The organism is Kaistella sp. (assembly GCF_049588135.1).
In the GTDB taxonomy this organism is placed as follows: Bacteria; Bacteroidota; Bacteroidia; order Flavobacteriales; family Weeksellaceae; genus Kaistella.
Map to the genome: position 1 here is coordinate 1 of NZ_JBAVFG010000215.1, position 7,885 is coordinate 7,885.

7 protein-coding genes are annotated in these 7,885 nt (G+C 34.9%); all 7 read left to right on the forward strand.

What is annotated here, in order from left to right; all coding sequences use genetic code 11:
• A partial coding sequence (locus tag WBY99_RS11755; RefSeq protein ID WP_423976526.1) for an efflux RND transporter permease subunit occupies positions 1-1,288 on the forward strand: 1,288 nt, incomplete at its 5' end.
• An 11-nt stretch (positions 1,289-1,299) separates the two neighbouring features.
• The gene (locus tag WBY99_RS11760) at positions 1,300-2,523 is read left to right on the forward strand and encodes a TolC family protein (RefSeq protein WP_423976527.1); all 1,224 of its coding nucleotides are present in this window, start codon (positions 1,300-1,302) and stop codon (positions 2,521-2,523) included.
• A 9-nt stretch (positions 2,524-2,532) separates the two neighbouring features.
• Positions 2,533-3,660: an efflux RND transporter periplasmic adaptor subunit gene (locus tag WBY99_RS11765; protein ID WP_423976528.1), complete on the forward strand. Its 1,128-nt coding sequence runs from the start codon at positions 2,533-2,535 to the stop codon at positions 3,658-3,660.
• Positions 3,661-3,864: 204 nt separating this feature from the next.
• Positions 3,865-5,283: an anthranilate synthase component I family protein gene (locus tag WBY99_RS11770; RefSeq protein ID WP_423976529.1), complete on the forward strand. Its 1,419-nt coding sequence runs from the start codon at positions 3,865-3,867 to the stop codon at positions 5,281-5,283.
• Between the two features lie 83 nt (positions 5,284-5,366).
• Positions 5,367-5,933 (forward strand): anthranilate synthase component II, encoded by a 567-nt coding sequence (locus tag WBY99_RS11775; RefSeq protein WP_423976530.1) that lies wholly within the window; start codon positions 5,367-5,369, stop codon positions 5,931-5,933.
• Positions 5,934-6,044: 111 nt separating this feature from the next.
• Complete coding sequence (trpD, locus tag WBY99_RS11780) at positions 6,045-7,031, forward strand: anthranilate phosphoribosyltransferase (RefSeq protein WP_423976531.1); 987 nt, start codon at positions 6,045-6,047, stop codon at positions 7,029-7,031.
• 2 nt (positions 7,032-7,033) lie between these two features.
• A complete protein-coding gene (trpC, locus tag WBY99_RS11785; protein WP_423976532.1) occupies positions 7,034-7,813 on the forward strand; it encodes an indole-3-glycerol phosphate synthase TrpC in 780 nt (259 codons plus the stop codon).
• The last annotated feature ends 72 nt before the right edge of the window (positions 7,814-7,885 follow it).

Here is a 7,885-nt window from a genome sequence, read left to right on the forward strand (position 1 = left end):
CATTGAAGCAAGTGATATGATGATTATTCTGAAACCTCGCAAAGAATGGACTTCCGCAAAAACCTATGACGAACTCGCCGAAAAAATGTCTGCCGAACTAAAGAAAAATTTGGTTGGCGTTACCTATTCTTTCCAATATCCTGTTGCCATGCGTTTTAATGAATTAATGACGGGCGCAAGGCAAGATGTGGTTTGTAAAATTTATGGCGAAGATCTCGATACTTTAAAAGTGTATTCAGAGAAATTAGGCGAGATTTCCAAGAAGATAAAAGGTGCGCAAAACATTTATGTAGAACCCATTTCCGGCATGCCACAAATCGTGATTTCTTACAAAAGAGAAGCACTTTCACAGTTCGGTTTAAATGTAGAAGACGTCAATAATATTGTGAACACTGCGTTTGCCGGACAATCTACCGGTTCTGTTTTCGAAGGCGAGAAGAAATTTGATTTGGTCGTTCGTTTGGATGGCGAGCAAAGAAAGAATGTGGATGATGTGAATAATCTTTTAATTGCAACTCCGTCCGGCCAAGAAATCGCGCTAAGCACCGTTGCTAGAGTAGAATTGAAAGAAAGTGTCAACCAAATTCAGCGCGAAAATACGCAACGCAGAATCATCGTTGGCTTCAATGTGAGAAACCGTGATATTCAATCTACCGTTGAAGATTTGCAACAAGTTGTGGAAAAAGAATTCAAACTTCCACCTGGATATTCCATCACTTATGGTGGAACTTTTGAAAATCTTCAACATGCAAATTCCCGTTTAATGATCGCAGTTCCCATCAGTTTATTGTTGATTCTTTTGATGTTGTATTTTGCCTTTAATTCCATCAAATACGGATTGCTCATTTTCTCGGCAATTCCACTTTCGGCAATTGGCGGAATTCTCGCACTTTGGATTCGCGATATGAATTTCAGTATTTCGGCAGGCGTTGGTTTTATCGCACTTTTCGGAGTTGCAGTATTGAACGGAATCGTTCTGATTGCAGAATTTAATCGCCAAAAATTAGTGCATTCCGATTTAAAAGAAGTTGTGAAAATCGGGGGAAGAACACGATTAAGACCAGTTTTAATGACGGCTTTGGTCGCATCGCTCGGGTTTTTGCCAATGGCATTAAGCAACGGCGAAGGCGCAGAGGTTCAAAGACCTTTAGCAACAGTCGTTATCGGTGGTTTACTTTTGGCAACTTTCCTCACGCTTTATTTATTGCCCTTAATTTACATTTGGTTTGAAGAACATTTCCCAAACAAAAAAGTAAAAATAGCCGAAGCAACCAATGAGGTTAATTAAATAAAAAAACAATGAAATATTTTATAAAAATAATAGCAGTTTCTTCAGTATTAATAGGAATTCAACTGAAATCCCAAACTCCAATTTCTTTGGAAACTGCGTACGAAAAAGCATTCAAAAATAATTTGAATTTAAAAAACGGACAACTTCGAATTGATTATCAAGACAAAATCAAAAAGTCTTATGCCACCGTTGATCCGTTGAATATTTCCAGCGAAATTGGGCAAATGAATTCTTCATATACCGACACCAAATTTTCCGTCAGTCAAACGCTTAGATTGCCGGGATTTTATAAAACTCAAAAACAAGTTTTGGTAGAAGAATGGAAAAATTCTTTATTGAATTTAGATTTGCAAAAATGGCAGTTGAAACGAGAAATAGCGCTGGTTTATAATGAACTCAATTATCAAAACGAAAAGCAAAAACTCCTTCTGAAAACCGATTCCATTTACACCAATTATTTTCAGCGGGCAGAACTTCGATTAAAAAAAGGCGAAAGCAATATTCTTGAAAAAACCACGGCAGAAAATTATAGAAGTCAGGCAGGAATTCAGTTAACGAATCTCAAAAAAGACCATCAAATCTCACTTTATCAATTTAATTATTTAATTAATGGTGCAACATTTTATTCGAATGAAAACTCCGATTTCTATCAAGTAAAACTTCTTCATCAAGAGTTAAATTTCGATGGAAATCCTGTAGTTTTAAAACAATTAGAGCAACAGAAAAATATAGAACTTGCCAAACTAAAAGCCGAAAAATCGAAACTATTACCGAGTTTTAATTTGGGTTACAACAATTCCAGCATGTTCGGTAACGGCGCTGATGATCGCTTTTACGACCGATCTGCACGTTTTCATTCGGGAATGATCGGGGTTGATTTTCCGCTTTTCAATGGAGCACAAAAATCTTTAATTGAAGGACAAAAAATTAATCAACTTCTTGCAGAAAATAATTATGAACTCGGTTCAAAGAATCTCAAAAATCAATATGCAACACTTTTTGGCGAATATGAAAAACTAAAAGCCGAAACCGATTATTACAAAACCAAAGGTTTGAAAAATGCCGAAACCATTATGAATACTGCAAACAGATTGTATTACGAAGGAGAAATAAATTATCTGGAATGGTCTATTTTAATCAACCAAAGTTTAGAAATTCAAAATAATCTCATCGATTCCCAAAAAATATTAAATGAGAAAATAATTCAACTTAATAATTTAACACAACAATAATCAAAGAACATGAATAAATTTATCATTATAATAAGTGCTGCACTTTTATTGAGTTCTTGCTCCAAACCAGAAACTGTGATTGAAAAAACCTCGGCCGTTTCAGGAGATCAGGTTACTTTAACCGATTTGCAAATCAAAAATTCGGGAGTTGAAACCAATACTTTAAATAACCTCGATATTGCTAATAAAATAATTCTCAACGGCGAAATTAGTGTTCCACCACATGGATTGGCAAGCGTTTCCGCACCAAGCGGCGGTTATGTGAAAGTTTCCCGATTTATGCCGGGGAATTTCGTTAAAAAAGGAGAAGTTTTAGCAATGTTAGAAAATCCTGAATTGGTGCAACTTCAGCAAGATTATTTATTGGCAAAGTCGAATTTGCAATATGCCCAACAAGATTATTCCCGACAAAAAGATTTGAACGAGAACAAAGCAAGTTCCGATAAAGTAACCCAAAAAGCCTTTAACGAAGCCCAAAATCAAAATATTATGATGAAAGGAATCGCCCAGAAATTGGCGGCGATGGGAATTAATCCAAACTCCTTAAATGCGAATAATATCCGAAGAACTTTTGCCGTAATTTCGCCTATTTCAGGACATGTTTCTGCAGTAAATGTAAACATTGGGCAATATGTTTCGCCAACGGAAAAAATGTTTGAGATTGTAAATTCTGGCGATATTTTTTTAGGATTAAAGGTTTTCGAAAAGGATTTGAATAATATTTCTACGGGTCAAAAAGTATTTGCGTACACCAATCAAAACCCAACCGAAAAATATGAAGCTCGAATTTCCCTCATCGGAAAAGATTTTTCTGCCGATAAAAGTGTGCAGGTTCGTTGCGAATTTATTACCAAAGATGCCACTTTAATCCCCGGAACTTTTATGAACGGTGAAGTAGAAACCGATTCAAATATTGGTGTTGTAATTCCCGATGAGGCCGTTGTTACTTGGGAAGATCAACAATTTATTTTCGAGGAGATTAAACCAAAAACCTACAAAATGTTTCCCGTAAAAATCGGAAATTCCGAAAATGGTTTTACCGAACTTTTAGATTTTAAAGAAGAAAATTTTAATAAGAAGTTTGTTACAAATGGAGCTTATCAATTATTAATGGCACTGAAAAATGTAGAAGAATAATTTTAAAGAAATCTCTTGCAGATAAAAAAAACATTTATATATTTGCCCTAATGAAACTAACGAAAAATACAAATTGGTGGTGGCTTCAAAACTCGCAAGGTCTTGAACGCTATTCTTTTGTATAAAAATATGTACAATATTAATGGAAAGACTTTGACGAATGCGTTGAAGTCTTTTTTTTTTCCCCAAAAACCAAATTTACAGATGAAATTTGAACAACCTATCAAACTGAAAACTATCGTAAAATCTACATTAAGTGACCTTTTCACTCCAATTGGAATTTACCTTCGTCTTCGCGATCAGTTTCGCGACACCATTCTTTTGGAAAGCGCCGGAAATCAAAATACCGACAATAATTTTTCGTTTATCGCTGTGAACGCGATTGCCGGAATTGAGATTAAAAATTACGAAGAAGCTGAAATAAAATTTCCGTTGGAAAGTCCGAAAAAAATCAATATTGAAAAGGAAAAACTGACAGATTTGCTTCAAAATTTTTCTGAAACTTTCCACTGTGAAAAACCAAATTTGGCCATCGGGAAATCGGCGCAGGGATTTTTTGGTTACACTTCTTATGATGCGATTCCGTTTTTTGAAAACATAAAATTTAAAGAACTTTCGGAGGAAAATAAAATTCCACTTTTGCGTTATCGCCTTTATCAATACGTGATTGCAATCAATCATCACAACGATGAAATGTTTCTCATTGAAAATAAAATCGCAGGTTTAAAATCTGAACTTTCCACAATTGAAAATTTAATTCATCAGAAAAATGCTCCCATTTTTCCCTTTCAAAAAATCGATGATGAAACTTCAAATTTAAAAGATGAAGAATATCGCGAATTGGTAGAAACTGCCAAAAAACACTGTTTCCGTGGCGATGTTTTTCAGTTGGTTTTAAGCCGAAGATTTCAACAGAAATTTCAAGGTGACGAATTCAATGTTTATCGGGCTTTGCGAAATATAAATCCTTCTCCATATTTATTTTTCTTTGATTATGGTGATTATAAATTAATGGGTTCCAGTCCGGAAAGTCAACTGATTATTAAAGACGGAAAAGCGATAATTCACCCAATTGCAGGAACTTTCAAGCGAACCGGAAATATGGAAGAAGATTTGAAAGCTGCAGAAAATTTAAAAAAAGATGCCAAAGAAAACGCCGAACATACGATGCTTGTTGACTTGGCGAGAAATGATTTAAGCATTTTAGGAAAAAACACGAAGGTTTCTAAATTAAAAGATATTCAGTTTTTTTCGCACGTCATTCACATGGTTTCGGAAGTAATTGCTGATGTTTCTGACGATCAAAATCCGTACGAAATGATTGCCACGACTTTTCCACAGGGAACTTTAAGCGGCGCACCGAAATTTCGCGCAATGCAATTAATTGATGATTACGAAAAAACTTCTCGCAGTTTTTATGGCGGCAGCATCGGATTTGTAGGTTTCGACGGAAGTTGCAATCAGGCGATTATGATCCGAACTTTTTTGAGTAAAAACAACACTTTATTTTACCAAGCCGGAGCTGGAATTGTAGCAAAATCTACGGCGGAGAATGAACTTCAAGAAGTGAATAATAAATTAGGAGCTTTGAAAAAAGCAATTTCTAAAGCAGAATCAATATAACAATATAGAAATCTAACAATGTAACAATTTATCAATGCGAAAATTGGTAAACTGTTACATTAATAAATTGGTAAATTAAATTTATGAAAATATTAGTATTCGATAATTACGACAGTTTCACGTATAATTTGGTTCAAATGATTGAGCAAATTGTGGACGAAAAAGTGGACGTTTTCCGCAACGACCAAATTTCTTTGGAAGATGTTGAAAAGTACGATAAAATCATCCTTTCTCCCGGTCCGGGAATCCCAAGTGAGGCCGGAATTTTATTGGGTTTGATTAAAAAATATGCGTCTACAAAATCTATTCTCGGAGTTTGTTTGGGGCAACAAGCCATCGCAGAAGCGTTTGGCGGAAGTTTAATTAATTTGACAGAAATCTATCACGGCGTTGCAACAAATGCAAAAACCATAAAAAAAGAGGCGTTACTTTTAAGAGATTTACCTGAAAATTTAGAAGTTGGAAGATACCACAGTTGGGCGGTTAATCCCGAAGATTTTCCCGAAGAATTAGAAATTACTTCGGTGGATGAAAACGGAATGATTATGTCGCTTCAACACAAAAACTACGATGTTCACGCCGTTCAATATCATCCGGAAAGTATTTTAACACCGAATGGAAAAAAGATTATTGAGAATTTTTTAAAATAGTTGATAGTTGTCGGTTCATAGTTGATAGAAATAACTACTAAAAACTGAAGGTCATCAACCACCAACTAACAACTAACAACTAACAACTAACAACCATCAACCAAAAAAAACATGAAAGACATCTTACAATATTTATTCGACCATCAAACGCTTTCAAAAGCACAAGCTAAATCGATTTTACTCGAAATTTCAAAGAATATTTTTAATGAAATTGAAGTCACTTCTTTCGTTACGGTTTTTTTGATGCGCAGTATTACGTTGGCAGAACTGGAAGGTTTCACCGAAGCTTTGCAGCAACTCGCCCCGAAAATTGATTTAGGAACCAACGATTTGGTGGATATTGTCGGAACGGGTGGCGATGGAAAAAATACCTTTAATATTTCGACTTTGGCGAGTTTGGTCGTCGCCGGAACCGGACAAAAAGTAGCCAAACACGGCAATTACGCAGCATCAACAATCAGCGGCGCTTCCAATGTTTTAGAAACGCTCGGTTATCGTTTTAAAGAAACAGAAACAGAATTAAAAAGTGATTTGGAGAAAGGAAATTTCTGTTATTTGCACGCGCCGATTTTTCACACATCATTAAAATCGATTGCTCCGATGCGGAAAAATTTAGGACTGAAAACTTTCTTCAATTTATTGGGACCGTTGATTAATCCCGCTCAACCACGATATACGATGATCGGCGTAGCGAATTTGGAAATTGCGCGGATTTATCAATATTTATTGCAAAAGAAAAACGCCGATTTTTTATTGGTGAATGCGTTGGATGGTTACGACGAAATCAGTTTGACGAGCGATACCAAAATTATGGATAAAAATGGTGAAAAGATCTATTCCGCCGAGGAATTACAGTTTAGAAATATCGATCCAGAAACCATTTTTGGAGGAAATAGTATTGATGAAGCAGCGCAAATTTTTAAAAATATTTTGCACGGAAAAGGAACTTACGAACAAAATGCCGTGGTGTTAGCCAATGCATCAATGGCTTTGAAAAACACTGGAAAATATGGTGATTACGAAAGTTGTTTGGCTTTGGCAAAAGAAAGTTTGTTCCACGGAAAAGCCCTGAACTGCCTAAATGTTTTAATAGATTAGAAATGAATATTCTTGACAAAATAATAGAACATAAAAAACAGGAAGTTGCCGACGCAAAAAGCAAAATTTCTTTAGCACAACTCAAAGATTCAGAATTTTTTCAGCGAAAAACTTTTTCTTTAAAAGAATCCGTGAAATCGGGTAGTGGAATTATTGCTGAATTCAAAAGAAAGTCGCCAAGCAAAGGAATTATTAATGATAAAGCCGCTGTTTTGGAAGTTGCAAAATCTTATGAAAATTTCGGAGCAAGCGGAATTTCAATTTTAACAGATGAAATTTTTTTTGGTGGAAATCTTCAGGATCTAATGAAAGTACGAAATGAAATTTCAATTCCGATTTTGAGGAAAGATTTTATGATTGATGAATATCAGTTTTACGAGGCAAAAACCAATGGAGCAGATGTTATTTTATTAATTGCTTCATGTCTTTCTCCGATCCAAGTTCAGGAATTTACGGAACTTTCTCATGAATTGGGTTTGGAAGTTTTATTAGAAATTCATACCGAAGATGAATTAGAACATTTTAATAAAAACATAGATTTGGTCGGAATTAACAATAGAAATTTAAAAGATTTCAAAGTGGATTTGCAACATTCGGTCGATTTGAAAAACCAACTTCCAAAAGACGTTTTATCCGTTGCAGAAAGTGGAATTTATGACTTGAAAGATTATCAATTCTTAAAAGAAAAAGGATTTGATGGTTTTCTAATGGGAGAATATTTTATGAAAAATGAAAATCCTGGAAGCAAATTCGAAGAATTTATTTCTAATGTAACAAAGTAGAAATTTAACAATTTACCAATGGATTTGCAGAACCATCAACCATCAACCATCAATCATCAAACAAAACTCAAA

Coding starts and splice junctions, on each gene's coding strand:
- trpD (WP_423976531.1), top strand. CDS start 6,045: ATGAAAGACATCTTACAATATTTATTCGACCATCAAACGCTTTCAAAA.
- WBY99_RS11775 (WP_423976530.1), top strand. CDS start 5,367: ATGAAAATATTAGTATTCGATAATTACGACAGTTTCACGTATAATTTG.
- WBY99_RS11770 (WP_423976529.1), top strand. CDS start 3,865: ATGAAATTTGAACAACCTATCAAACTGAAAACTATCGTAAAATCTACA.
- WBY99_RS11765 (WP_423976528.1), top strand. CDS start 2,533: ATGAATAAATTTATCATTATAATAAGTGCTGCACTTTTATTGAGTTCT.
- trpC (WP_423976532.1), top strand. CDS start 7,034: ATGAATATTCTTGACAAAATAATAGAACATAAAAAACAGGAAGTTGCC.
- WBY99_RS11760 (WP_423976527.1), top strand. CDS start 1,300: ATGAAATATTTTATAAAAATAATAGCAGTTTCTTCAGTATTAATAGGA.